This window comes from Acidimicrobiia bacterium, assembly GCA_040878325.1.
Taxonomy (GTDB): domain Bacteria; phylum Actinomycetota; class Acidimicrobiia; order Spongiisociales; family UBA11373; genus JAUYIV01.
Genome location: JBBDMM010000001.1, coordinates 1 through 26,066 on the forward strand (window position 1 = coordinate 1; position 26,066 = coordinate 26,066).

The 26,066-nt window shown below is 64.7% G+C and carries 21 protein-coding genes, 2 rRNA genes and 1 riboswitch; of the genes, 3 read left to right on the top strand and 20 right to left on the bottom strand.

Annotated elements, in window-relative coordinates; all coding sequences use genetic code 11:
* Positions 1-3,785 (bottom strand): 23S ribosomal RNA (locus WD184_00005); the annotation flags it as partial.
* 218 nt (positions 3,786-4,003) lie between these two features.
* Positions 4,004-5,532, bottom strand: a 16S ribosomal RNA gene (locus WD184_00010).
* 427 nt (positions 5,533-5,959) lie between these two features.
* Here WD184_00010 and WD184_00015 point away from each other — a divergent pair.
* Together WD184_00015 and tyrS are read left to right on the top strand one after the other, a co-directional pair.
* A complete protein-coding gene (locus tag WD184_00015; GenBank protein ID MEX0825135.1) occupies positions 5,960-6,682 on the top strand; it encodes a cupredoxin domain-containing protein in 723 nt (240 codons plus the stop codon).
* Between the two features lie 40 nt (positions 6,683-6,722).
* Positions 6,723-8,003: a tyrosine--tRNA ligase gene (gene tyrS / locus WD184_00020; protein MEX0825136.1), complete on the top strand. Its 1,281-nt coding sequence runs from the start codon at positions 6,723-6,725 to the stop codon at positions 8,001-8,003.
* Here tyrS and WD184_00025 read toward each other — a convergent pair.
* The 16 genes from WD184_00025 to rpe form a co-directional block, all read right to left on the bottom strand.
* On the bottom strand, positions 8,000-10,378 hold the full coding sequence (locus WD184_00025; GenBank protein ID MEX0825137.1) for a PBP1A family penicillin-binding protein: 2,379 nt from the start codon (positions 10,376-10,378) through the stop codon (positions 8,000-8,002). The two genes, tyrS and WD184_00025, sit on opposite strands and share 4 nt — an antisense overlap.
* Positions 10,379-10,510: 132 nt before the next feature.
* Positions 10,511-11,050, bottom strand: a complete 540-nt coding sequence (locus tag WD184_00030; GenBank protein MEX0825138.1) for a DNA-3-methyladenine glycosylase — start codon at positions 11,048-11,050, stop codon at positions 10,511-10,513.
* Positions 11,047-11,949 carry an ornithine carbamoyltransferase gene (gene argF, locus WD184_00035; GenBank protein ID MEX0825139.1) on the bottom strand — a complete coding sequence of 301 codons (903 nt, stop codon included), beginning with the start codon at positions 11,947-11,949 and terminating at the stop codon, positions 11,047-11,049. Before argF ends, WD184_00030 begins: the two co-directional genes overlap by 4 nt.
* Position 11,950: 1 nt before the next feature.
* Positions 11,951-14,326, bottom strand: coding sequence for a phenylalanine--tRNA ligase subunit beta (pheT, locus tag WD184_00040; GenBank protein ID MEX0825140.1), 2,376 nt, complete (start codon positions 14,324-14,326; stop codon positions 11,951-11,953).
* On the bottom strand, positions 14,323-15,366 hold the full coding sequence (gene pheS, locus WD184_00045; GenBank protein MEX0825141.1) for a phenylalanine--tRNA ligase subunit alpha: 1,044 nt from the start codon (positions 15,364-15,366) through the stop codon (positions 14,323-14,325). The genes pheT and pheS overlap by 4 nt, the downstream gene beginning before the upstream one ends.
* A 12-nt stretch (positions 15,367-15,378) precedes the next feature.
* The gene (locus WD184_00050; GenBank protein ID MEX0825142.1) at positions 15,379-16,131 is read right to left on the bottom strand and encodes an RNA methyltransferase; all 753 of its coding nucleotides are present in this window, start codon (positions 16,129-16,131) and stop codon (positions 15,379-15,381) included.
* A gap of 63 nt (positions 16,132-16,194) precedes the next feature.
* Complete coding sequence (gene rplT, locus WD184_00055) at positions 16,195-16,548, bottom strand: 50S ribosomal protein L20 (protein ID MEX0825143.1); 354 nt, start codon at positions 16,546-16,548, stop codon at positions 16,195-16,197.
* Positions 16,549-16,558: 10 nt separating this feature from the next.
* Complete coding sequence (gene rpmI / locus WD184_00060; GenBank protein MEX0825144.1) at positions 16,559-16,756, bottom strand: 50S ribosomal protein L35; 198 nt, start codon at positions 16,754-16,756, stop codon at positions 16,559-16,561.
* Positions 16,757-16,759: 3 nt separating this feature from the next.
* Positions 16,760-17,446 (bottom strand): translation initiation factor IF-3, encoded by a 687-nt coding sequence (infC, locus tag WD184_00065; GenBank protein ID MEX0825145.1) that lies wholly within the window; start codon positions 17,444-17,446, stop codon positions 16,760-16,762.
* Between the two features lie 199 nt (positions 17,447-17,645).
* A complete protein-coding gene (locus WD184_00070; GenBank protein MEX0825146.1) occupies positions 17,646-18,326 on the bottom strand; it encodes a ribonuclease HII in 681 nt (226 codons plus the stop codon).
* A 56-nt stretch (positions 18,327-18,382) separates the two neighbouring features.
* Positions 18,383-18,844, bottom strand: a complete 462-nt coding sequence (ribH, locus tag WD184_00075) for a 6,7-dimethyl-8-ribityllumazine synthase (GenBank protein ID MEX0825147.1) — start codon at positions 18,842-18,844, stop codon at positions 18,383-18,385.
* Complete coding sequence (locus tag WD184_00080; GenBank protein ID MEX0825148.1) at positions 18,837-20,051, bottom strand: bifunctional 3,4-dihydroxy-2-butanone-4-phosphate synthase/GTP cyclohydrolase II; 1,215 nt, start codon at positions 20,049-20,051, stop codon at positions 18,837-18,839. Before WD184_00080 ends, ribH begins: the two co-directional genes overlap by 8 nt.
* Positions 20,048-20,641: a riboflavin synthase gene (locus WD184_00085; GenBank protein ID MEX0825149.1), complete on the bottom strand. Its 594-nt coding sequence runs from the start codon at positions 20,639-20,641 to the stop codon at positions 20,048-20,050. Before WD184_00085 ends, WD184_00080 begins: the two co-directional genes overlap by 4 nt.
* Positions 20,641-21,678: a bifunctional diaminohydroxyphosphoribosylaminopyrimidine deaminase/5-amino-6-(5-phosphoribosylamino)uracil reductase RibD gene (gene ribD / locus WD184_00090; GenBank protein ID MEX0825150.1), complete on the bottom strand. Its 1,038-nt coding sequence runs from the start codon at positions 21,676-21,678 to the stop codon at positions 20,641-20,643. The genes WD184_00085 and ribD overlap by 1 nt, the downstream gene beginning before the upstream one ends.
* A gap of 46 nt (positions 21,679-21,724) precedes the next feature.
* Positions 21,725-21,851, bottom strand: a riboswitch (FMN riboswitch).
* Between the two features lie 157 nt (positions 21,852-22,008).
* Positions 22,009-22,938 carry a response regulator gene (locus WD184_00095; protein MEX0825151.1) on the bottom strand — a complete coding sequence of 310 codons (930 nt, stop codon included), beginning with the start codon at positions 22,936-22,938 and terminating at the stop codon, positions 22,009-22,011.
* On the bottom strand, positions 22,935-23,597 hold the full coding sequence (gene rpe, locus WD184_00100; GenBank protein MEX0825152.1) for a ribulose-phosphate 3-epimerase: 663 nt from the start codon (positions 23,595-23,597) through the stop codon (positions 22,935-22,937). The genes WD184_00095 and rpe overlap by 4 nt, the downstream gene beginning before the upstream one ends.
* 94 nt (positions 23,598-23,691) lie before the next feature.
* Here rpe and WD184_00105 point away from each other — a divergent pair, with 94 nt between their 5' ends.
* Positions 23,692-24,495, top strand: coding sequence for a polyphosphate kinase 2 family protein (locus WD184_00105; protein ID MEX0825153.1), 804 nt, complete (start codon positions 23,692-23,694; stop codon positions 24,493-24,495).
* Positions 24,496-24,649: 154 nt separating this feature from the next.
* Here the strand turns inward: WD184_00105 and fmt are convergent, their stop codons facing one another.
* Positions 24,650-25,567, bottom strand: a complete 918-nt coding sequence (gene fmt, locus WD184_00110; GenBank protein MEX0825154.1) for a methionyl-tRNA formyltransferase — start codon at positions 25,565-25,567, stop codon at positions 24,650-24,652.
* Positions 25,564-26,058: a peptide deformylase gene (def, locus tag WD184_00115; GenBank protein MEX0825155.1), complete on the bottom strand. Its 495-nt coding sequence runs from the start codon at positions 26,056-26,058 to the stop codon at positions 25,564-25,566. The genes fmt and def overlap by 4 nt, the downstream gene beginning before the upstream one ends.
* Positions 26,059-26,066: the final 8 nt, after the last annotated feature.

A 26,066-nucleotide genomic window follows, 5' to 3' on the forward strand; every position in this document is an offset into this window, starting at 1 on the left:
ACCCTTGGGACCTGCTACGGCCCCAGGATGCGACGAGCCGACATCGAGGTGCCAAGCCTTGCCGTCGATATGGACTCTTGGGCAAGATAAGCCTGTTATCCCCGGGGTACCTTTTAGCCGATGAGCCACGGCGCTTCCACATGCCGCCGTGGGATCACTAGGCCCTGCTTTCGCATCTGCTCGACTTGTAGGTCTCGCAGTTAAGCTCCCTTGTGCCCTTACACTCAACGTCCGATTGCCAACCGGACTGAGGGAACCTTTGGGCGCCTCCGTTACATTTTAGGAGGCCACCACCCCAGTGAAACTGCCCGCCAGGCAATGTCCCTGATCCGGATAACGGATCGAGGTTAGAAGCCCAGAATGTCAAGGGTGGTATTTCAAGGTTGACTCCACGAAAGCTAGCGCCTCCGCTTCCAAGTCTCCCACCTATCCTACACATAACACACCAAACTCCAATGCCAAGCTGCAGTAAAGGTCCCGGGGTCTTTCCGTCCTGTCGCAGGTAGTGAGCATCTTCACTCACATTGCAATTTCGCCGAGTCCGTGGTTGAGACAGCGCCCAAGTCGTTGCGCCATTCGTGCAGGTCGGAACTTCATCGATTTCCTCTGTTTCCAGAGGCGACAGACTATGCCTTCATCTCAGAACGATTGCTCAATATCACTCATCGAGTAGCGACGAACCCCACTGGGGTTCATGGCGCCCGCCAGGCGGGCGATCATCTTGAGCCCGTTGGGCTCGAGGTGCGCTTCCTCCAGCATCAGCATGCAGACTTGCTCGAGGAGCTCCACATCTGCTTGCTTCGCTGACACGAGTGGCCAACTATCGAAATGCGGAAGAATACGACTCACGATCTGTGAGACGCTCCTGCATTCCCACTTGATCGTTTGATCGCTCGTATCGGGCCGGATCGAGCCGCAAGCGAAGTACGAGTGGATGAGATCCACGACTTGCCGGCGGTCTTCGTTCTGGCTGATCGATACGCTCGGTCGGACCTCCCACCCAACCCTCAGACGAGGTTTTGGGGAGATCGACACCGAGAAGCATCCTTCGCCATCGAAGTAACCACTGATGTATGACGGAACATCGAGTCGACTGTTCTGAGAGCCCGCGTGTTGCCCCGGCGGTAGATTTGCCATCCCCGCAACATATGTCGCGGGTGTGACAGTCACCGGAGCCTCTCCCTTTCGGGATCAGTCGTTACGGGGCCATGCCGAGTCATCTCGACAGAGGGCTTCCCACGGCATCGCCCGCCGACTCTCGCCTCGTCCTTGACACGAGGCAGTCGGTGAGGGTTTCGCCGTTATGAGCGGGGTTGTTGTGCGAGGTCGCCCTCGCACCGGGCAATTCAATTACCCGACAAGGAATTTCGCTACCTTAGGCACGTTGTTACTCCCCTCTCCGAAGAGAGAGTGGCGAGGACATTTCTGCCTCACTCCCTATGTCGCCATAGGGGTCGGACTGTCTCATCGCCGCTGATGCGGCGCCTGGCGTACAGTCTCTGAGGATCCCTTTACGGTTTCCTGCTGATTGTCCGCACCGGACGGATTGTCACTGCTCATGGTCGCACCCTATTGGCCGGGTGCGACACGAACTAGTACCGCCGGATGCTCGGATGTTCCAGCATATAGCCAGGTTTACCAACCGCCAGTTGGTATTCCAACGGTTATAGTTACCGCCGCCGTTTACCGGGGCTTAAATTCAGAGCTTCGCCACCGAAGTGGCTAACCCCTCCTCTTGACCTTCCGGCACCGGGCAGGCGTCACAGCGTATACGTCGTCTTGCGACTTAGCACGCTGCTGTGTTTTTAGTAAACAGTCGCTTGGGCCTAGTCACTGCGGCCCCCTCCGGCTCGAGGACGCAAAGTCCTCTAACCGTACTGGGGCGCCCCTTATCCCTAGGTTACGGGGCAATTTTGCCGAGTTCCTTAACCACGGTTATCTCGCGCGCCTTAGTATTCTCTACTTGTCCACCTGTGTCGGTTTGGGGTACGGGCACCTCGTGCACTCGCTAGAAGGTTTTCTCGACGGCTTGGGCGTTCAGCAGCTTCTCCTAAAAGCGGATCGGCATCGCACCTCAGGCTTTTTGTGAGATCCGGATTTACCTGGACCTCGCCCTACATGCTTACCCCGGGTCAACCAACGCCCGGGTCTGCTTACCCTTCCGTGTCACTCCATCGCTGGCCTACTACCAGCTGGGTCGGTAGGCCCCGAAGGGCTTTCCTTAGCAAACTGGATTCGGCCTTGGCGCGCACGTGGTGGTACCGGAATATCAACCGGTTATCCATCGACTACGCCTCACGGCCTCGCCTTAGGCCCCGACTAACCCTGGGCGGACGAGCCTTCCCCAGGAAACCTTGGACTTTCGGCGGGGGAGATTCTCACTCCCCTCTCGCTACTCATGCCGACATTCTCACTCCAGCGGCCTCCACGGCTGGCTCACGCCGCCGCTTCGCTGGCCGCTCGACGCTCTCCTACCGAATCCACCGCCTGGACTCGATCCCGAAGGACCGAGTCGAGCTTGATGGATTCCCGCAGCTTCGGTGCTGGACTTGAGCCCCGTTACATTTTCCGCGCAGAACCACTCGACCAGTGAGCTGTTACGCACTCTTTCAAGGAATGGCTGCTTCTAAGCCAACCTCCTGGCTGTTTATGCAATTCCACATCGTTTCCCACTTAGTCCAGACTTAGGGACCTTAGCTGGCGATCTGGGCTGTTTCCCTTTTGACCAAAGAAGCTCATCCCCCATGGTCTGACTGCCGCGCTGTGGCACGTTGGAATTCGGAGTTTGAGTGGGGTCGGTAAGCTTGTAGGCCCCCTTACCCAATCAGTGCTCTACCTCCAACGTGGAACACGCGACGCTAGCCCTAAAGCTATTTCGGAGAGAACCAGCTATCGCCGGGTTTGCTTGGCCTTTCACCCCTATCCACAGGTCATCCCCCAAGTTTTCAACCTTGGTGGGTTCGGGCCTCCACGAGGTCTTACCCTCGATTCACCCTGCCCATGGATAGATCACCCGGCTTCGGGTCTAGAGCACGCGACTAGACGCCCTATTAAGACTCGCTTTCGCTGCGGCTACGGCTAACGCCTTAACCTTGCCACGTACTGCTAACTCGTCGGCTCATTCTTCAAAAGGCAGGCCGTCAGATCACCGAAGTGATCCTCCGACTGCTTGTAGGTAAGCGGTTTCAGGTTCTATTTCACTCCCCTCACCGGGGTGCTTTTCACCTTTCCCTCACGGTACTAGTTCACTATCGGTCGCTGGGGAGTACTTAGCCTTACGAGGTGGTCCTCGCAGATTCACACGGGATTTCACGGGCCCCGTGCTACTTGGGAACTCCATTAGGAGCTCAGTGCGTTTTCGCCTACAGGGCTGTTACCTCCTATGGCCTACCTTTCCAGGTATGTTCGGCTAACGCCTGAGTTTGTAACTCCTCGACGGACCCGGTGGTCCGTCAGATGGCTCCCACAACCCCAGCACGACAACGGCACCGGCCTATCACGCCGTGCTGGTTTGGGCTGTTCCCGTTTCGCTCGCCGCTACTCAGGGAGTCGCTATTGCTTTCCTCTCCTCGGGGTACTGAGATGTTTCAATTCCCCCGGTTACCTCTTCCGGTCCTATATATTCAGACCGGAGTGACTGGGCATTACCCCAGACGGGTTTCCCCATTCGGAAATCCCCGGATCAAAACCTGCTTGGCGGTTCACCGGGGCTTATCGCAGCCTGCTACGTCCTTCATCGGCTCCCAGCGCCAAGGCATCCACCGCAAACCCTTAGTAGCTTGAATCATGTGAATACAAGACGCTTGTGCTCGCTATGCAGTTCTCAAGGTGCCAGAGTGAATCAGTGCCAGGTGGCTCTGACTCCCTCACGACTAAACAGTGTGCCCACGCCGGCGATCGATCCCATCGGGCCGAAGCCACGATCGGATCTCAACGATTCGAAATGAATAGCCAGTTCATTGACTAGAAGCTCGAGGTCACTAGGACCTCAATTGCTCCTTAGAAAGGAGGTGATCCAGCCGCACGTTCCCGTACGGCTACCTTGTTACGACTTCATCCCAATCGCCGACCCCACCTTCGGCAGCTCCCTCCCGTAAGGGTTGGGCCACTGACTTCGGGTGTTGCCGACTTTCGTGATGTGACGGGCGGTGTGTACAAAGCCCGAGAACGTATTCACCGCGACTTGGCTGATTCGCGATTACTAGCGACTCCAGCTTCATGGAGTCGAGTTGCAGACTCCAATCCGAACTGAGACAGGCTTTTAGGGATTGGCTCACCCTCGCGGGATCGCAGCCCGTTGTACCTGCCATTGTAGCATGCGTGCAGCCCTGGACATAAGGGGCATGATGACTTGACGTCGTCCCCGCCTTCCTCCGAGTTGTCCCCGGCGGTCTCCTATGAGTCCCCGGCATTATCCGCTGGCAACATAGGACAGGGGTTGCGCTCGTTGCGGGACTTAACCCAACATCTCACGACACGAGCTGACGACAGCCATGCACCACCTGTCATGGGCCCTTTCGGACACCGTGTTTCCACGGCTTTTCCCATGATGTCAAACCCAGGTAAGGTTCTTCGGGTTGCATCGAATTAAGCCGCATGCTCCGCCGCTTGTGCGGGCTCCCGTCAATTCCTTTGAGTTTTAGCCTTGCGACCGTACTCCCCAGGCGGGGCACTTAATGCGTTAGCTGCGGCACGGCAGACGTCAATGAGTCCGCCACACCTAGTGCCCAACGTTTACAGCTAGGACTACCAGGGTATCTAATCCTGTTTGCTCCCCTAGCTTTCGCTCCTCAGCGTCGGTATCGGCCCAGAGAGCCGCCTTCGCTACTGGTGTTCCTCCCGATATCTGCGCATTTCACCGCTACACCGGGAATTCCACTCTCCTCTACCGAACCCTAGCCACAGCAGTTTCGACCGGCGTCCCGGGGTTGAGCCCCGGGTTTTCACGGCCGACTTGCTGAGCCGCCTACGAGCTCTTTACGCCCAATAAATCCGGACAACGTTCGCCCCCTACGTATTACCGCGGCTGCTGGCACGTAGTTGGCCGGGGCTTCTTCTGAAGGTACCGTCAATTTCGTTCCTCCTGAAAGGGGTTTACAACCCGAAGGCCTTCATCCCCCACGCGGCGTTGCTGCGTCAGGCTTTCGTCCATTGCGCAAAATTCCCTGCTGCTGCCTCCCGTAGGAGTCTGGGCCGTGTCTCAGTCCCAGTGTGGCTGATCGTCCTCTCAGACCAGCTACCCGTCGGAGCCTTGGTGAGCCGTTACCTCACCAACAAGCTGATAGGCCGCGAGACCATCCCGGAGCAGCGGACCATTTCCTCGATCGAACATGCGATCATTCGAGGATATCCGGCATTAATCCAAGTTTCCCTGGGCTATTCCGGTCTCCGGGGCAGGTTTCTCACGTGTTACTCACCCGTTCGCCACTAGGTGTCCCGACTCGGTTACCCGAGAAGGGACCCTCGTTCGACTTGCATGCATTAAGCACGCCGCCAACGTTCGTCCTGAGCCAGGATCAAACTCTCCGACGAAAGATCCGGGTCCGAAGACCCAGAATCCTCAGTTGTTCGAGTTTGGTTGTGGGTGTCTGGCCAAACCGTTCACCCACGTCTGACATCAGATCGTTGTCTCTGACATCCGGTGCCGGATCGCTCCAGCACCTTCTACTCGAGTACGGCCTCCCCAGACGCGACGGGACGAACCCACCTTGTCGGGAGAGGCAAAACTGGCTTTTGGCACACTGTTTAGTTGTCAAGGAGCCAGACACTCCGAAGTCCCAGGGCACGCGCGCTCGTCGCTGAGTCCCGGGAGGGACCAGAACTGTAGCACCGGGCCGGAACTCGTCAAAGACCGTGCGGGCCCAGCACCACATCGGTCTCCAACTCCCCCGCTTGAGTCGGCATTCCCCGAGCCGGCGTGATTATTCTCTGGCGCCGTGCAACACCGGAGGGGAGATCCGTGACTGAATCAACCGTTGGGCCAGCCTGGAGACGGGTCGCCGCGATCGTCGCGGTGGGGATGGCGCTCTGGGTGATCATCATCACCCTCGCGTCTGGAGAGATCATCCCGCCGGTCATCATCATCGGCGTCGCCTTCATCGTCGCCTGGGGGTTCACCCGGTGGCGCCCCAACCGGATCACCTTCGGCGTCTTCGGTGGGATCGGACTCGCAACGATCCTGACCAGCATCCCCTATGTCGTGGACGATCTCAGCCACCCGGAATCTGCGATCGGGTTCAACATCACCCTCATGACCCTGCTGGCTTCCATCCTGGCGATACTCGTGGCGGTCGCGGCGTGGCGTCCCCTGTCCGCTCGGGCCGCTTCGCTCTCTTGGATCGGCGCCGCCATCATCCTGCTCGCAGGCACCGTGGTCAGCGTCGTGCTCGCCCTCGGCCTCGAGGACGATCCGACGGCGGCCGGTGATATCCGGCTCGCGGCCGACGTCGCCGAATGGGTGCCCGATTCACTCAGCGCTACCGCCGGCACTGTTGCGGTCTACGTAGACAACAAGGATTCAATCCGGCATACCTTCGCGATCGAAGCGCTCGATCTCGAACTCGAGTTGCCGGCCTCTACCGGCCGCCGCATCGAGTTCAACGCCCCGGCAGGGTCGTACGAGTTCATCTGCACCGTGCCGGGCCATGAGAACATGGTCGGCACCCTCGTCGTCGGCGGCTGACCCTCGGGGGGCCCACCACCGTCGCTACCCTGCGGCGTCGATGGCCCACCCCCTAGACACACTCGCCGAGCGCGGCTTCGTCCAGGACGTCACCGACGTCGAGGGCCTGCGCGGCCTCCTGGCCGACGAGAAGGTCACCTTCTACTACGGGGCCGATCCCTCTGGATCGTCGCTCCACATCGGGAACCTGCTCGGACTGATGGCCATGGCCTGGCTGCAACGCGCGGGGCATCGCCCCATTGCCCTAGTAGGAGGTGGCACCGGCCGGATCGGTGACCCCTCCGGGCGCGACGGGGAGAGAGAACTGCTGGCCGACGACCAGATCGCGGCCAACGTCGAGCGGCTCCGCGATCAGATGAGCCGAATCGTCGATCTCTCCGATCCCGAGTCGGGCTTGCTCATCGACAACGACCAATGGTTGCGAGGGCTCCGACTCGTCGACTTTCTCAGAGACGTCGGCAAGCATTTTTCGGTCAACCAGATGATCGCCCGTGAGTCGGTGCGACGACGCCTCGAGGAGCGCGAGCACGGCATCTCGTTCACCGAGTTCTCGTACCAGCTGCTGCAGTCCTTCGACTTTGCCCACCTGTATGAAATCGAGGGGTGTCGCCTGCAGATAGGCGGCTCCGACCAGTGGGGCAACATCACCGCCGGGGTCGAGCTGACCCGGCGCCTTCACGGTGCGAAGGTGTTCGGCCTCGTCTGGCCGCTGGTCGAACGATCCGACGGCAAGAAGTTCGCCAAGTCGTCGGGCGAAGCGGTGTGGCTTGCCGCCGACGAGACCAGCCCTTATGCCTACTACCAATGGTTCCTCAACGTCCCCGACGCCGACGTCGGCAGGTTCCTCCGGCTGTACACGTTCCTGCCGCTCGACGAGATCGCCGAACTGGAGGCGGCGACCTTCGAGGATGCGGCGGCCCGCCCCGCGCAGCGTTCACTGGCCACCGAGGCCACCCGGATAATGCACGGCGACAAGGGCCTCGCCGAGGCGCAACGCGCTTCCGACGCGCTCTTTGGCGACCGTCCCTTCGCCGACCTCGACGAACGAACCCTTTCCGACGCCTTCGACTCGGCTCCTTCGACGGAGTTGGCAGCGTCGGCTCTCAAAGAGGGCGTGGGGGTTCTCGAGGCCCTGGTCGCAGCCGGCGCGGCGGCGTCGAACGGGGAGGCCAAGCGCCTCGTCACTCAAGGTGGCGTCCAGATCAACAACGCCATCGTCGACGATCCGGCCCGTGCGATCGGCCCGAAGGATCTCCTTGGTGATGGCACGGTCGTGCTGCGCGTCGGCAAGAAGAGGTACTTCCTGCTGAGATTCCGCTAGCCGGCGGGCTGCACCCAGATGGTCGCCCTCCCGGTGACCGGCTCTCCCGGCCCCGGCATCTGTGCCCACACTCGATACGGCTCCACCGAGGCGTTCGGGTCGGCCACGACGATCACGGTCACTTCTTGCCCGACCGCGGTCAACCGCTCGGTTGCGTCCGAACGATGGCGACCGAGTACGTCCGGGGCGATCGTGCCGGGTTCGGGCCCCGCCACGACCAGTTCCACCTTCGATCCGATCGGAAGCTCCGACCCCGGGGCAGGGAATTGCCCGATCACGGTGCCCGGGACTTGCGGCACGTCGGCCCAGAGCAGCGAGATCGTGTATCCGGCGGCCTCGAGCACCGATACCGCATCAACGATCGTGTAGGTGCCGACTCCAGGCACCGTTCCGTCGGCGAGGATTGCCAGACCCTCGGGGTTGTGGATCGGGCAAACGATTCGGGGCACGGACGACGCCTGAAGCTGGATATCGGCGACATTCGACCGGGGACAGAGGGGACCGGCGAGGAACCCGGTGGTCACATCGATCTTTACGGTCACCATGTCGTTGCTGCCCGCTTCGGGGGCGTCTGAATACCCGACGCCGCCAAGCGCGGCGATGCCAAAACGCGACCAGATCTGCGCCGGCCAGGTTCCTCCGGTGACTGTGAAGGGTGTGTTGGGGGCGACCATCGGTTTGTTGCCCTCGGCGAAGCCAACCCAAACTGCGGCGACCAACTCGGGCGTGTACCCGACGAACCAGGCATCGTGGGTGGCTTCGGTCGTGCCCGACTTGCCGGCAATCGGCCGACCGATCTTTGCTTGCTGACCGGTCCCCCGACGAACCGTCTCGGTGAGCGTCGCCGTCACCTGCTGGGCCACGAATTCGTCCAGAACCCGCTCGAAGGTGGGGAGATGCTCGTAGATCACCCGGCCATCGCGATCCTCGATTCGGCTCACGAGCACCGGGTCCACCTTGATGCCATCGTTGGCGAAGGTCCCGTAGGCGGCCGCCATGTCGAACACGGTCACCTCTTCGGTGCCGAGAACAATCGACGGCACTGCGGCCAGGTCGGCGGTGATGCCCATCTCCTTGGCCAGAGCGACCACACGGTCGGCCCCGATCAGGTGAATCAGGTGGGCGTAGGGCACATTGACCGAGAAGACGGTCGCCTCCAGCAGCGAGAGACCCGGGAAGTAGGCGTCCTTGTGGTTACGCACCGTCCACACCTCGTCGGCGGTACGGATGTAGGCGGCCCGTCCGCCGGGCCAGGTGCTGTCGAGCTCGATCCCGTACTCGAGGGCGGCGGCCAGGGTGAACGGCTTGAAGGCAGAGCCGGGCTGCCGCCTCCCCTGCGTTGCAAGGTTGAACTGACCGATGGGGTCGGAGGCGTCGTAGAAGCCGTCCCCGCCGACGATGGCGAGGACATGGCCGTTGCGGGGATCGATGGCAACCAGTGCCGCCGCCGGGCCGTCATCTGGAAGCACCGAGGCGATCGCCGCTTCCGCCGCCATCTGAACGGCAGGGTCGATGGTCGTGTAGATCGTCAGCCCGCCGGTGGTGAGCGCCTCGTACCGGTCGTCGGCGGTCGCCCCGAGCGCCGGGTTCTCGAGCAGTCTTCGGCGCACCTCGTCGGTGAAGTAGGGGAACCTCATCAGGTCGGATACGCCCCGAACGGCCAGGTCGAGAGGCTCCGCGGATGCCTCGGTGGCAGCCGACTGGTCGATCCACCCGAGGCCGACCATCTCGGCGAGCACCAGATCACGCCGCGCCATCGCCTCGACTGGATGCTCATAAGGGTTCAGATCCGACGGGGCGAGGATCAGGCCGGCGAGCAACGACGACTGGCCGAGGCTCAATGATCCCACCGGGAGTCCGAAGTACCGCTTGGCGGCGGCGCTCACCCCGTACGCCCCTTCACCGAGATAGATGGTGTTGAGGTAACGCTCGAGGATCTCCTCCTTGGTGAGGGTGGTCTCGAGCTGGAGGGCGAGGCCGATCTCTTCAGCCTTGCGCTCGAGGGTGAGATCATCCGAGAGGAGCACGTTCTTGACGTACTGCTGGGTGATCGTCGATCCGCCTTCGACCACGGCCCCCGCCTCGATATTCTCCCGGGTGGCCCGCGCCACCGCTCTCACATCGACCCCGTTGTGGATCCAGAAGCGGCGGTCTTCGATGGCGACGACGGCATCGACCAGATGTTTGGGCAGATCGGAGTACGCAACGAGCTGACGGTCTTCCTCTGCGTGCCACTCGGCCAATACCGAGCCATCGGCCGCAAGGACCGTCGTGGTGAGGCCGCCCGCTCCAATCCCCGGATCCTCGATTGGTGTCACCGAGCAGGCAGTGGCGATCAGCGCGATCCCCAGCGCACCCACCCCGAGGCGAGGCATCGGTCGTGTTTCTCCGTGGGCCACGATAGTGACCACACCCTTTGAAACCGCGTCAATCGGGCGAGGGGGTGAGCGCTCGCCCCGGGATCAGGTTTCAGCTTGCGACAAGCCGAAACCTGATGAAGCCAGCGCCTATTCGCTCACCCCCCTCAGCACGAAACGCCACAGGCGCTCGGTCGCCCGCGAGATCCCGATCCGGGGCGACGCGGTCACGCGACCCGTCAGCAGCCCGGCTTCCAGGCGCAGCGGGCCCCCGGACAGCGACGACCCATCGTGCTCCCCGGTGACCCCGAGCGCCTGGGTGAGGTTTCCCGGCCCCACCGTCAGGGGACGGCGGCCTCCCCGCCGATGCTCGATGGTCTCGTGACCCTCGACCGGGATTCCACCCCGCAGCAGCACGGCGGCCGCGGTCCCCGGCGGCCCACACACCACGTTCATGCACCAATGGACCCCATACGAGCGGTAGACGTAGAGCGTGCCCGGAGCGCCGAACATGCTGCTGTTGCGCGGCGTCTCGCCCCGGAAGGCATGGCTGGCAGGATCGTTGGCACCGTCGTAGGCCTCGACCTCGGTGAGAGCCACCACTACCCGATCCCCGTCCACCTCACTGACCAGATGCCGGCCGAGAAGCCACCTGGCCGCCGCCAGCACCGGGCCGCCGAGTTCGGTCACCCGGCGATGTGGAGCAGTAGCGCCTTGAACGCGTGCATTCTGTTCTCGGCCTGATCGAACACGCGGCTCCGGGCGTGATCCATCACCCCGTCGGTCACTTCCTCCCCGCGGTGCGCAGGAAGGCAGTGGAGAAAGATCGCCTGCTCGCCGGCGCGGGCAAACAGGGCCTCATCGATGCGATACGGATCGAACGCCTTCAGTCGCTGCTGCGACTCGAGCTCCTGACCCATTGATGTCCAGACGTCGGCGTAGACCGCGTCGGCACCCGCCACCGCCGCCTCAGGGTCCTCAGTTATCACGATCTCAGCGCCGGCCACGGCGACCGCCCGAGCTTCCGCCACTATTTTCTCCGCCGGGGCATATCCGGCCGGCGAAGCAACCCGCACCGTGACGCCGACCGCGGCACCGGCGATCATCAGCGAGTTGCACACGTTGTTACCATCGCCCACATAGGCGATGGTCGCGCCCTTGAGGGGTCGGTTCTCGGCCAGTGTCTGTAGATCCGCCAGCGCCTGACATGGGTGCTCCAGATCGGAGAGCAGGTTGATCACCGGCGCTTCGGCGAACTTGGCGATCGTCACCAGGTCACCGTGGCGGAAGACACGGAAGGCGAGGATGTCCAAGTAGCGGTCGAGCACCCGGGCGACGTCCTCCACCGCCTCGCGGCTCCCCAGCCCCACCTCATCCTGCTTCAGCACGATGGGCACCGCCCCCAGGTCGGTGACGGCGACTTCGCACGACACCCGGGTTCGGGTCGAGGGCTTCTGGAAGAACAGCCCGACCCGCTTCCCGGCGAGCGCTCCCCGCGTCTTGGCCGGGTCCTGCTTCACCGCCGCTGCCACGTCGAGCACCGCGTGCAGTCCTTTGGCTCCGAGGTCGGCTACCCGGTTGAAATCCATCTCAGCCTCCTCGGAGACGCCCGGCTAGTTTTTCGGCGACCTGCCCGGCGATCGCCTCGCGGACCGGTATCAATTGTTCGTCGGTGAGGGTTCGATCCGGAGCCCGAAACGTGAGCCGCACGGCGACACTCGTTCTCCCGGGCTCCAGCGGTGGGCCACGGAACACGTCGAAGATGCGGGCGCGCTCCAGCATTTCTCCGGCGGCTCCTTGGATCACCTGCACGAGGGAGGCGGCAGGGACCGACTCGGCGAGGTCGAACGCGAGGTCGAACACCACGGGTGGGAACAGGCTGGGAGCCCGGAACGCCACCCGGCGCGGGATGAGGGCGTCCAGATCCAACTCGCCGGCGGCAACCCGGCCGGTGATTCCGAATCGTTCCGACACTGCGGGGTGGATCTCCCCCACGAACCCGATCGCCTCTTCCCCGAGCATCACCCGGGCGCATCGCCCGGGGTGGTAACCCGCCTCGTGCACCTGCTCGAGTCGGCCGTCGATATGGAGCGCGGCAAGCAGCGCCTCGACGACCCCGGTGGCATCGCGGGCATCACGCTCGGGACGCGCTTCCCACGCCGCCCCTGGAGTCCGCCCGGACGCCACGAAGGCGAGCTGCTGAGGCTGCTCGGGCAATTCGGCGTCGGATGGGAAGAAGACCGTCCCCATCTCGAAGAGGCTCACATCGCCGAGGTTTCGAGCCTGATTGAGGGCGACTCCCTCGAGGAGGCCGGGCAGAAGTGTGGTCCGCAAGTGCCGCTGTTCGTCGCCCAGCGGGTTGCGGACCTCTACCGGGGAGCTCCGCCGATCGCCTGCCGGGATATCCATCGCCTTGAGTGCCTCAACGCCCATGAAATCGAAGTTCCAGACTTCGAAGTAGCCCGCCCCGACCATCACCTGGCGGATCAGCCGCTCGCGCCGCGACCAGGCCGGAAGCACTCCGCCCTTGCCGAAGGGCAGGGTTGCCGGAATCTTGTCATACCCGTGGATCCGGGCCACCTCTTCGACCAGGTCGGCCGGGCGGCTCACATCCGGCCGAAAGGACGGCACGGTGACCACGAGATCGGACTTGCCCGACACCGCGAACCCGAGCCTCCGCAGGTACGCCGCCGCCGTTTTCGGATCGATCGGAATGCCCAGCAGTCGCTGCGCCTCCCCCGCCGGCAGCGTCACCACCGGTGCGATCCATGGCGTCGGGTAGTGGTCGATGAAGCCATCCGCGACCTCGGCGCCGGCGAGGTCGACCATCAGCCCGGCGGCGCGCGCCGACGCAAGCGGCGGAAGGTGGGGGTCGACGCCCCTTTCGAAACGCGACACGGCCTCGGACCGCATGCCATGACGCTTTCCTGCCAGGAGCACCCCCTCCGGCGCGAAGTGGGCCACCTCGAGCAGTATCCGGGTGGTCGCCCCGGACACCTCCGACTCCTCACCACCCATGATCCCCGCCAGGCCAAGCGGGCTCTCCGGACCGGCGATCACGAGATCGGCCTCGGTGAGCTCCCGATCTGCTCCATCCAGGGTTCGCAGGGTCTCCCCCGGGCGTGCTCGCCGCACCACGATGGTCTCTTCGGGGATGCGATCGAGGTCGAAAGCGTGCAACGGCTGGCCGTATTCGATCATCACATAGTTGGTGATGTCGACGATGTTGTTGATCGGCCTGATTCCCACTCGGCGCAGGCGGTCCCTCATCCACAAAGGGGAGGCCTGCACGGTCACCTGCCGCAGCTCGCGCGCCGTGAACCGGGGACAGAGCGCCGGTTCTTCCACCCGCACCACCGCGTTGGTGGCACCGCCAGTCGGCGCGACCGTCGGGACCGGGAACCGCACCGGGACGTCGAAGTAGGCAGCCAGGTCGCGGGCGATCCCGTAGATCGACATCGCATCCGGGCGATTGGGGGTGATCGACAAGTCGAACACTGCGTCCGGGTACGCCAGCGTCTCGGCGAAGTCGGACCCGGGGACGAGACCGCCGTCGAGGATGAGGATGCCATCGGATTCGTCGCCGATCCCCAATTCGGTCTCCGATGCGATCATCCCCGGAGAGGCGACGCCGCGGATCTCGCGCTCCCCCACTTCCAGCCCCCCCGCCAGCACAGATCCCACCCGGGCGTAGGCGACGGTGGCGCCCGCGTCGAAGTTCCATGCGCCGCAGACGACCTCGAGTGGAGGGCTACCAGAGTCGAGAGTGACCACGCGCAGCCGATCGGCATCCGGATGCGGCCGGATCGATTCCACCCGCGCCACCACCACCCCCGAGAAGGGGACCTCGAGCCGTTCGACGGTCTCCACCTCGATCCCCAGAACGGTCAAGACCCGGGCGATCTCGTCAGGATCGTCCACCGGCAGATCCACGAACTCCTCGATCCAGCGAAGCGAGGCCTTCATCGGAACTGCTCCAGGACCCGTAGATCGGAGCTGAAGAAATGGCGCAACTCGGGCACCTGGTACCGGATCATCGCCAGCCGATCCAACCCCATCCCGAAGGCGAAACCCGACACCCGGGTGGGGTCATAGCCGACGTTCTCGAGGACGTTCGGATCGACCATTCCGCAGCCGAGCAATTCGATCCACCCCGTCTGGCTGCATATCCGGCACCCCGCTCCATCGCAGCCGAAACACGACACGTGCATCTCGGCCGACGGCTCGGTGAAGGGGAAGAAGTTCGGGACGAACTGCAGCCTGCGGCCGGGACCGAAGAACTCGTCGGCCATGTGCTGCAGAGTCCCCCGCAGGTCGGCAAAGGTGATCGACTCGTCGACGACGAGTCCCTCCAGCTGGTGGAACACCACCGCGTGGGTGGCGTCGGTGGTCTCTCGCCGATACACCCTGCCGGGGGCGACGATGTACACGGGGGGATCGTGCTCCTCCATCCATCGCACCTGCACCGTGGACGTTTGCGTGCGCAGCAGCACCCCTTCGGGATCGTCGCCGTGTCGGATGTAGAGGGTGTCCGTCTCGAGCCGGGCGGGATGGGCGTCGGGGTAGTTCAGCGCCCGGAAGTTGTGATAGTCCGTGTCGATCTCGGGACCGGACGCCACCGTGTACCCGAGACCCACGAAGATGTCCACCACCTCGTCCCACACCTGCCGTACCAGATGGACGGCACCTCTCGCCGGTGCCCGGCCCGGGAGGGTCATGTCGAGTCCTTCCTCCGCCAGACGGGCGTCGCGCTGAGCCGACTGGAGCTCGAGCCGCCGCTCCTCGATTCGGCTGTTCAATCGGGTGGCAGCCTCGTTGACGACCCGGCCAAGGTCGCGTTTGGTGGCCGCGTCGGCTTCTCGCAGCGATCGCCGGCCCACGGTCACCGGGGAGGCGGGATCGACCAGGTCGGCCTCGACCTGGTCGACCGCGGCCAAGGATGACGCGGCTTCGAGCCGCTCGAGGGCGGCGGCGACGAACGACCGGATCTCGTCGGGTGAGGTCACTGCGAGAGCAGGTTAGATCGTGCCGCCCGGCGACGGTCCCGAGCCGCCCAGGAACGCGACGATGGCCCCGGCAACCGCCGCATTGAGGCTCTCGGCGCCGCTCGCCATCGGAATGGTCACCCGGATATCGGCGGAGGCCACGATCTCGGCGGGGAGGCCGTGGGGCTCGCTCCCCACCAGAATGGCGGCATCGGCCGGGAGCGGCCCGGGAGCAACGCCGCCCTCGACCACGGTGGCGATCAGCACTCGACCTCCGGATTGGACCTGGTCGAGATGGTCGGCTTGAGCCAAGGTGGTGCGGAACTGGCCGCCGGCGCCTGCCCGCAGCACCTTGGGCGACCATGGATCCGCCGAGCCCGGCCCCGCGACGAAGGCATAGGAGAGGGCCGCCGCAGTGCGGATCAGGCTGCCGCAATTGCCTGGGTCGCCCACCCCCCAAGCGACGATCAAGCGTCCCGAGGGGATGGCGGATGGAGCCGGGATCGCCATCACCGCCACCGGGCTCTGCGCCTCCTCGGTGGTCGACAGCTTCGCCAGCACTTCGGGACTCACCGCGGTGAATTCGACGCCGGCGGCACTGCCCAGAGAGACGCCGACCTCATCGTCCTCCAGCCCATAGATCGCCGCGATCGGGAAACCGTTGGCCACCGCCTCGCCGATCAGCACCGGCCCCTCCAGCAGCGTTCGCCCCGCATCGGCGCGCCCCCGCCGCCGATGGAGCCGTACGACCGCCACCACCTCGGGGTTGCGAAGAGAAGTGATCAACCGGTCACCTCGGGAACGAACTCACAAGATGCCATGTACCAACGGCGGGACGAGGCTCTCGCCCTACTCCGCCGCGCCGGCCACCTTCACCAGGGCACCGAAGGCCGCTGGATCCGACACCGCCATCTCGGCGAGCATCTTCCGGTCGATCTCGATCTCGGCCGCTTTGAGGCCTGCGATGAGGCGCGAGTAGGTGGTGCCGTGCTGGCGGGCGGCCGCATTGATGCGGGCGATCCACAGCCGGCGAAAATCTCCTTTACGGGCCCTCCGGTGGGAGTACGCATCCTGCATCGCCCCCATCACCTGCTCGTTGGCAGTACGGAGCCGGCGGCTGCGAGCCCCCGTGTATCCCTTCGCCCGCTCGAGAATCTTCCGGCGTTTCTTCTTCGAGTGGACGGAGCGCTTGATTCTTGCCATCAGCCGCCTCCTAGCGTCCCAACATCCGATTGACCCGCTTGCGATCGGCGGAAGACACCTCGGTGTCCCCCGCAAGCCGTCGCATCCGCGAGCTCGACTTCTTTCCCATGACCAGATGCGCCCGAAAGGCCTGAAGGCGTCGGAGCTTGCCGCTGCCCGTGACCTTGAACCGCTTGGCCGCTGATCGTCTCGTCTTCTGCTTCGGCATTTCTCACTCCTCGGCGGCCGTGGCCGCATCATCATCATTCGTGCCGGCCGCAAGGTCGCCGGTCGTCGTCTCGTCAGCCGCCGATCCCTCGTCGGCCTCCCGGCGCCGCTTCTCCGGCGTCAGTTGCATGGTCATGTTGCGGCCCTCGAGCTTCGGGCCGGTCTCGACCCCGCCGATTCCGACCACATCCGCCGCCAGTCGCTTCAGGATTCGCTCCCCCAGCTCCGGGTGGGTCACCTCGCGTCCCCGAAACATCATCGTGATCTTCACCTTGTCGCCCTCGTCGAGAAACTCGATGACCCGGCGCTTCTTCACTTCGTAGTCGTGAGTGTCGATCTTGGGCCGGAACTTGACTTCCTTGACAACCGTCCTGGTCTGCTTCTTGCGGGCCTCACGCTGACGGACCGACTGCTCGTACTTGTACTTGCCGTAGTCCATCATCCGACACACGGGCGGTTTGGCATCCGGTGCCACTTCGACGAGGTCCAATCCGAGTTGGCTGGCGAGCCACCTGGCCTCCTCGATCTTCCGCACGCCGATCTGGCTTCCGTCCGGTGCGACGACACGCACCTCTTTCGCCCTGATCTTGTCGTTGACCCTCAGTTCCTGTGTGATCTGATCTCCTCCTCGACGGCCGACAAAGTGAAAGACGGCAGCGGCTGCCGTCTCGTGAGAACGACCACGGCGCACGATTCTCGTGGCCGGGTGGGAAGCAGCGCCTCCTCTTTCGTATTCAGTTGTGCAGCAAGCATAGCGATACGCGATGCGCAATACGCGATACGCGATACGCGATACGCGATACGCGATACGACAGAGGGTCGCCGACCCCGCCGCTGGGAGATCATCCTGGCTCCTTCGAATTGCGAATCGCGTATCGCGAATCGCGCTCTTAGAACAACCGTCCCTGCGCCTCCGGACGCACCAGCCGTGCGACCCCGTTCCACATCAGCGAGTCCATGAATACCCACGACCTACGGTGGATTGCGCTCGGGCCATACCACTGGAGGGCGGCCTGGTGGCGTGGTTCGGGATAGCCCTTGTTCGAGTCGAACCCGTAGGCCGGATAGTGCTCGGCTTCGACTCGCATGAGCCGATCGCGGGTGACCTTGGCGAGAATCGACGCGGCCGCGATCGACAGGCAGGTGGCATCCCCCCTGACAATGGTCTCGGTGCGGGGGCCTCCCACGAAGTCCCACGACCCATCGACCACCACCGCTTCAGGAGTCACTCCGAGCCCGTCGATCGCCCTCCTGGCTGCTAGCCGCTGGGCCTCCGACATACCCAGTTCATCACACTCTTCGAAAGAGGCGTGACCTACCGCCCATGCTTCGCACCACTCTGCGACCCGATCGAAGCGCGCCTCTCGTTCGCCCTCAGTGAGCATCTTCGAGTCACGGAGCTTGTAGATCCGACGGTCGCGCGGAACGACGACGGCGCCAACGGTGATCGGGCCAGCCCAGGCTCCCCGGCCCACCTCGTCGACCCCGACGACGACGGTGGCGCCAGCCTCCCAGAGCGATCGCTCGACGACGAGGCCCGGCGCAGACCCCTTCAGAGCTCCGCGCAACATGGGGACAGTGGGCACCTGCCGACGTTAACGCGGGTGGACCCTCCAGCCGCGTCGCTTCAGGTGCCCCGCAGCGCCCGCACGGCGTGAGCCGCCCGCACTGCGGCCTCGGCGGCCTCGGCACCCTTGTTCGCCGGGCCGGCGATGCTGCGTTCGACTGCCTGCGACGCGGTGCTGGTGGTGAGGACCCCGAAGGCCACCGGCACTCCGGTGTCCACCGCCACCTGCTGGAGTCCCGCCGCGGTCTGAGTGGCCACATGTTGATAGTGATCCGTCTCCCCCAGGATCACTGCGCCGAGGGCGACCACGCAATCGTGGCCTGCCTCGACCAGCGCCCGGGCCACCACCGGCAACTCGAACGCCCCGTGCACCCAAATGACGGTGGGGTTGGGTGCCCCTGCCCGATCGAGAGCCTCCAGGGCTCCGCGCAACAGTCCTTGTGTGATCGATCCGTTGAACTCGGCGACGACTATCCCCACCCGCAACCCGCGCGCATCGAACGGTGGGACGATATCAGCCATCGGTACCCAGATCCATCAGGTGGCCGAGCTTGGCGACCTTTGCCGCGAGGTACGCCCGATTCTCATCGGTCGGCTCGGTTTCGAGCGGTACTCGCCCGGTCACGCTGAGCCCGTACCCTTCGAGCCCCGCCCGCTTGGTGGGGTTGTTCGTCAGTAGTCGCATCGAGCGGACACCCAGATCGACCAGGATCTGTGCCCCGATCCCGTAGTCCCGGGCGTCGGCGGGCAGCCCAAGGTCCAGGTTCGCCTCCACCGTGTCCCGGCCGTTCTCTTGCAAGGCATAGGCCTGGAGCTTGTGCATCAGCCCGATCCCGCGGCCTTCATGACCGCGGAAGTAGACGACCACCCCTTCGCCCTCGCCGGCGATTTTTGCCATCGCGTCGTGCAGTTGCATGCCACAGTCGCAGCGCAGGCTTCCAAATACGTCGCCGGTGAGGCACTCCGAGTGGACGCGCACCAGCACGTTCTCCTTGTCCTCCACCTCGCCTTTGACGAGGGCGATGTGCTGGGTGCCGTCGAGTCGTGACTCGTAACCGACGGCGCGAAACTCGCCAAAGGCGGTTGGAATCCGGGCCTCGGCGATCCGCTCTACCAGTTGCTCGCGGTGGCGCCGGTACGAGATGAGATCGGCGATGCTGACCATGGGAATCCCGTGTTCGGTCGCAAAGTGCTGCAGCTCCTCGAAGCGGGCCATCGAACCGTCCTCGCTCACGATCTCGCACAGCACCCCGGCCGGGTAGAGGCCAGCGAGGCGGGCCAGGTCGACGGCCGCCTCGGTGTGCCCCGCCCGGCGCAGCACCCCGCCCTGCCGGTAGCGCAGCGGAAAAATGTGTCCGGGACGGGCCAGGTCGGCTGGGTCGGTGGCCGGGTCGATCAGTGCCCGGATCGTCGCTGCACGGTCGGCGGCCGAAATCCCGGTGGTGGTCCCCTGCAGCGAATCGACCGAAACCGTGAAGGCCGTGCGGTGCGAGTCGGTACTCTCGGTGACCATCAGCGGAAGGCGAAGTTCGTCGAGCCGCTCGCCGAGTAGCGGCACGCAGATGAGTCCTGAGGTGTGGCGAACCATGAAGGCGATCCGCTCCGGCGTGACCCTCTCGGCGGCGAGAATGAGATCGCCCTCGTTCTCGCGATCCGCGTCGTCGACCACCACGACGAACTCGCCGCTACGCACCGCCGCGATTGCCTCCTCGACCGTGGCCAGGGTCATGAACGGGTCTCCATGAGTCGTTCGACGTATTTCGCCAGGACGTCGACCTCGAAATTCACCTGATCGCCGACGGCGAGCGCACCCATCGTCGTCACCTGAAGGGTGTGCGGGATCAGAACGACCTCGAACCCAGAGTCGTCGACGCCCGAGACGGTGAGGCTCACCCCGTCGAGGGCGATCGAACCCTTTCGCACGATGTAGCGGTGGTGCTCAGCGGCAAGGTCGAACCACAACCGGGATGACTCGTCATCGCTGCGCAATGACCGCACCGAGGCCACCCCATCCACATGGCCCTGCACGAGGTGCCCGTCGAAACGGCCGGCGGCGGCCACCGGGCGCTCGAGGTTGACCGTCGACCCCGGCGCGAGGGCGCCGAGATTGGTGCGCTCCAGGGTCTCGGGAACCGCCTCGAGATCGAAGAGGGTTGGTCCCATCGCGACGACCGTCAGGCACACCCCGTTTACCGCGACCGAGTCGCCCACCGACAGCCCGAGGTGAGTGTGCGGACCCAAGATCGACAGTCGACGGCTCCGGCCGGCCGCCGCCACTCCTGCGATCGAGCCGACCTCGGCCACGATTCCGGTGAACATCAGCGAACCTCCGCGTCCACCCGAAGGTCGGGACCAAGCCGAACGACATCCGTGATTTCGACCGGGGTCAGCTGGTCCATCGACGCAAAGACGCCGTCGAGCATCGGCCGCCCCGTCCCGAGGGCGAGCGCACCCGCCAGGTACACGACCAGTCTCCTGGCCAGACCACCTCGGAGGATGGCACCGGCGAGGGTGGCCCCACCCTCACAGAGAACGTCGAGGAACTCCCGCTTCCCCATGTCGGCCACCATCGACTCCAGGTCTACGCCGTGGACCCCGGGCATCACCACGACCTCGGCAGGGAGATCGACCGGAAGGGCCGAGTACACGATCGCATCGCGCCCGAACACGGCTGCTACGGGCGGAATCAGGCTGCGGCCGGCGACCACCACCGGACGCGGCTGGGGGCCCTCGTAACCGGGCAGTCGAACGGTGAGGCGGGGGTCGTCGGCGATCACGGTGCCGGAACCGACCAGGACCGCATCGGAGCCCGCTCGTAGCCGATGTGCATCCTCGCGTGCGGCGGTACCGGTCACCCACTTCGATCTGCCGTCCGAAGCGGCCGACTGGCCGTCGAGCGTTGCCGCCATCTTCACGGTGATCAACGGCAGTCCCGTGGCTCGATGATGGAAGTAGCCGGGATCGAGGGCGTATACCTCCTCCGCCGCCACACCCGCGACGATCTCGATGCCCCGGTCGCGCAGCAGTTCGAATCCCCGGCCGGCGACCCGCTGATCGGGGTCACCCACTGCGGCCACCACGCGGGCGACTCCCGACGCGATGACGGCGTCGGTACAGGGTGGGGTGCGGCCCGAATGGGCACACGGCTCGAGAGTTACCACCACCGTCCCGCCACGAGCACGATCACCGGCTTCGGCCAGAGCGAGCCGCTCGGCGTGAGGTGTACCGGGCCCGGCGTGCGCCCCCCGGCCGACGACCCGTCCGGCCGCGTCCAGCACCAGGGCCCCCACCCGCGGGTTGGGGTGGGGGTGCTCAGCGGCTGCCAGCCGGATCGCCTCGAGCATGTGTTCGCGCAACGCTCGTCTCCCGTCCGGGGCACGCGGGCGCGAGCGCGCGACACGTACCCCTCTTCTCTCATCCGGACTGTCACCGTCGGCGCCGGTATTCCATCGGCTCGGCCCTCGCGGTTGGCAAGGGTTCGCGGGCTTTCACCGCCGGTAGGGACTTTCACCCTGCCCCGAAGAGGGGGCGCGACAGAAGTGTAATGGTCGATGAACCCGGCTTCGCCGGGTTCGCAATTCGCGATACGCGATACGCGATACGACCGAGTGTCGGTCGAGCCCCACGACGCCTCTCGCCAATCGCCAATCGCAAGACGATCTGACGCCTGACCTGCTACCTGCGCCCTACTTCGTCCTTCGATCGATCCTGAACGACGAACCGGCCTCGCTCTTGGCGTGCTCCTTCATCTCGGCGGCGATGGCCGAGGCCTCCCACTCACTGGTGAAAGTACGGCGACTGTTGGTGGCGACGCCGAGCGAGATCGACACGATCGGGAAGGCATGTCGCTCCCCTCGCCGGTCGATCACCTCGACGTAGCCGCGCATCGCGTCATGGGTGTCGTAGAAGTCGAGGATTCCATCGTCGAACCGCTCCGCCACCGCCTTGCAGAACTGCTCCGACGACGCCGGGTCCATCACCATGATGAAGTCGTCGCCACCCACATGGCCGATGAAGCACGAAGGATCGCCGACTTCGACCGCTGCCTCGACCAGGGTGTTGGCTGTGAACTTGATCACGTTGTCCCCCCGCATGAACCCGTAGTGGTCGTTGAATGCCTTGAAGTTGTCGAGGTCGGCGTGCACCACTGCAGCCGGTCCTCCCCCCGCGACCATGCGTTCCAACTCCTCAGAGATACGGAAGTTTCCGGGGAGGCCGGTGAGAGGTGAAAGATCTCGCATCGCCTTCGATCGCCTCAGGACCGAGCCCACCCGCGCCCGAAGCTCCTCGATGTCGAATGGCTTGGTGATGTAGTCGTCCGCCCCCCCGTCCAGGCCCCGAACCAGGTCGCGCACGTTTGCCTTGCCGGTCAGCAGCACTACGGCGACGTTGGCCGACGCGGGGCTGGTCTTGAGGCGACGCAACACTTCGAATCCGTCCGTCCCCGGCATCATCAGGTCGAGAAGAACCAGTTCCGGCGGGTCGGAGAGGGCGGACTCGATCCCGGCAAGCGCGTCAAAAGCGCTACGGACGACATAGCCATCCATGGTGAGGCTCGTCTCGACGAACCTGACGATATCTGGATCGTCGTCGATGATGAGGATCTGTCCGCTCATTCCATCCCGTCTGCCGCCGCCCGAAGGCTCTTGATCGCCGCGACGGGGTCAGGCGCCCGGAAAATCGACGTTCCGGCCACGAACACGTCAGCACCGGCATCCCGGGCCAATCGAGCTGTGCTCGTCGTTATGCCCCCGTCTACTTCGATATCGGTAGGGAGTCCCGCGGAGTCAATGAACTTCCTGGCCGCCTCCAGCTTGGGAAGAACCTCCGGAATGAATGCCTGGCCGCCGAATCCCGGATGAACCGACATCACCAGGAGGAGGTCGCACAACTCGGCGAACGGGGCGACGGCTTCGAACGGTGTCCCCGGGTCGAGAACGAGCCCGAAACCCAGCCCGTTCCGGCGGGCCTCCTCGGCGGCTCGGGTGGGATCCGGATGCACCTCGATGTGAATCGTCACCAGACTTGCGCCCGCGGCCGCCAGCGGCTCGAACAGTGCAATCGGATTGGTGACCATCAGGTGGCAGTCGAAGTAGAGAGCGGTGACGGCCCGCAACGCTGCGATGACGGGCATGCCGAAGGTCAAGTTGGGGACGAAGTGCCCATCCATCACGTCGAGGTGCAACAGGTCGATGTGGGCTTCGACCCGGGCGACTTCTTCGCCAAGACGGGCAAAGTCTGCCGCCAGAAGCGACGGGGCGATGCGAGCAGGCATTGTCGGAGGTTACCCCGGCGCGCATCCACCCCCACACCAGCCGTCCGTCCCCAACTCCCGCGGGCACCCGTAGGAATGTATAGGTTGTGGCCCCATGCAGCGACACCGCATCGAGTCCGCAACCGATTTCAGGCTTTCCGACCACGACCCAAGGGACCTGGGCGGGTTCGCCGGCGACAAGAGCGAAGGGAAGGACGCGCTCAAGAAGGTCATCAAGCGCCTCGAGGAGCTCCAGGAGCTGCTCTACGCCAGCAGCAAGCATCGGTTGCTGGTCGTACTCCAGGCGACTGACACCGGGGGCAAGGACGGCACCATCCGCCATGTCTTCGAGGGGGTCAACCCCCAGGGCGTCAAGGTGGCCTCCTTCAAGCGACCCACCGAGCAGGAGCTGGCCCGCGACTATCTGTGGCGGGTTCACCAGGAGGTCCCCGCCAACGGCGAGATCGTCATCTTCAACCGAAGTCACTATGAGGACGTGCTCGTCGTCCGGGTTCACTCGGTCGTCCCCGAAAGCCGTTGGCAACGGCGTTACGACCACATCAACGACTTCGAGAGAATGCTCACCGACGAGGGAACGACCATCCTCAAGTTCTTCCTCCACATCTCCAAGGAAGAGCAGGCGGCTCGCCTCCGCAGTCGCCTCGACGAGCCCGAAAAGCATTGGAAGTTCGAGCAGGGGGACCTCGCCGAGCGAGCCCGCTGGGACGACTACCAGGCAGCGTTCCAGGAAGCGATCGCCCGCACCAGCACCCCATGGGCACCCTGGTACGTGGTTCCCTCCAACCACAAGTGGTACCGCAACGTGGTCATCGGGACCGTCCTCGTCGAGACGCTGGAGAGCCTGAAGATGGAGTACCCGGCGCCTGAACAGGGGCTCGACCAGATCGTGATCGAGTGAGGGCGAGGCACCCAAGTCTCCAGTCCCCAGTCTCCAGTCAGAAGGAGCCCCGGCTCCGGCCACTGCTCCGGCCAGAACGCGGCACACGGCCCGGAAGTGCCTGTCCGGGTCTGGCTGGGGCCGTAGCCGGGGCCGGGGCTGGGCTTAACAATCGTCAATAGCCGAACCGGGCGGGCTCGCCGCGGCGGCCGTTCATCCAGGCGGTGGCGGCCATGCGCGCCCTGCCCGCGGGTTGCACCCTGACCAGCTCGACGGCTCCATCGGAGCAGCCCAGGATCACAGCTCCGTCGACCTCGCTGGCGACGCCCGGTTCGGCATCGGCCTCTCTTGCCCGCACCGCCCACACCTTGACGCGCTCGCCGTCCACCATCCCCCACGCCCCCGGCTTGGGATCGAAGGCCCGTACTGCGCGATGCACCGCCGCCGCGGTGTGGCGGGCGGGGTCGAGGAACGCTTCCTCGACGGTCACCTTCCCGGCCGCGGTCGCTTGAGACTCGTTCTGGGGACTGGCGACCGACCTTCCCGCGGCGATCTCGGGGAGCAACTCGGCCACCAGCACCCCCCCGAGAACGGCCAGCCGTGCGGTCAAATGACCGGCGGTCTCCTCGGTGCCGAGCGGAGTCTCCACGCAGGCAAAGATCGGTCCGGTGTCGAGGCCTTCATCCATCTGGATCAGCGTCACGCCTGCCTTCTTGTCGCCGGCGAGGATCGTGCGCACCACCGGGCTCGCTCCCCTCCACCGTGGCAACAGCGAGTAGTGAAGGTTGACGAACCCGTGCGCCGGGGCGAGGAGAAGGGAGGGCGGCACCAGGAGCCCGTACGCAGCCACCAACGCCACATCTACCGAGCCCGTCTCCTCCAGCACCTCCACCGGGCGCTCCGGCTGCAGTACCCGCAGACCGAGGCCCTCCGCCGCCAACTTGACCGGGGGAGCGACCCGACCGTCGGATCGCCCCTGGGGGGCATCCGGCCGGGTGACGACGAAGGCCACCTCCGCCACCTCGAGGAGGCCCGCGAGCACCGGGATCGACTCCAAGGGGGTGCCGAAAAAGGCGGCCCGAAGCGCGGTCACACCGATCCCATCGACTCTTCGCGCAATTCTCTTAAGGCCGCTTTTCTCGTCCGTCGTCCCAGCCGCGACAGGAGGAGCAGCCCCTGCAGGTGGTCGAATTCGTGCTGGAGGACCCTACCGACGAGCTCGTCGCCCGAATAGCGCACCGGTTCCCCGCGTACGTCAACCCCCGACACCGCCGCCAAAGACGGCCGGGCGATCGGCCAATACTTGTTCGGTACCGAGAGGCAGCCCTCCTCATAGGTCCACGACCCCGACGCATCCTCAAGCACGGGGTTGACCACATGGTGGGGGCCGTCTCCGATGTCGAACACGAACACCGAAACCGAGACCCCGATCTGGTTGGCGGCGAGGCCCACCCCGGGGGCGGCGTACATGGTCTCCAGCATGTCGTCGACGATCCGCTCCAAGGACCCATCGAAGTCGACCACCGGGGTCGCCTTCATCCTCAGCACGGGATCAGGGAATGTCCGGATTGGGAAGATCGCCATCGGCGAGG